General features: G+C 57.1%; 1 pseudogene. It reads left to right on the top strand.

Annotated features, from left to right (window positions below):
* A pseudogene (locus tag KP705_RS19120) lies at positions 1-378 on the top strand (IS5/IS1182 family transposase); the annotation flags it as partial.

The following is a 378-nucleotide window of genomic DNA, read 5'->3' on the forward strand; positions in this document are numbered from 1 at the left end:
CTGACGCAGGTGGGAGCGATCGAGGGTCTGTTCAATCGCTTTGACACTATTTTGAGGAACGCCGGTTATCTGCCGATGTCGGGCCAGATCCTGGATGCAACGCTGGTGGCSGCTCCAAAGCAGCGCAAYACGAAYGCYGAGAARGCAGATCTCCGGGCAGGACGTATTCCCGAAGACTGGCAGGACAAGTCGGCAAAGCTGTCGCACAAGGATCGTCATGCGCGCTGGACGCTGAAGTTCACGAAAGCAAAACGGCAGGATGACGGGAGTATGCCCGCAACGGATCTCGCTATCCCGTTCTTTGGCTACAAATCCCACGTGTCCATCGACCGGAAGTTTCGGTTCATCCGAAAATGGAAGACGACGGATGCCGCCGCC

The organism is Gluconobacter sp. P1D12_c (assembly GCF_018812105.1).
Taxonomy (GTDB): domain Bacteria; phylum Pseudomonadota; class Alphaproteobacteria; order Acetobacterales; family Acetobacteraceae; genus Gluconobacter; species Gluconobacter oxydans_A.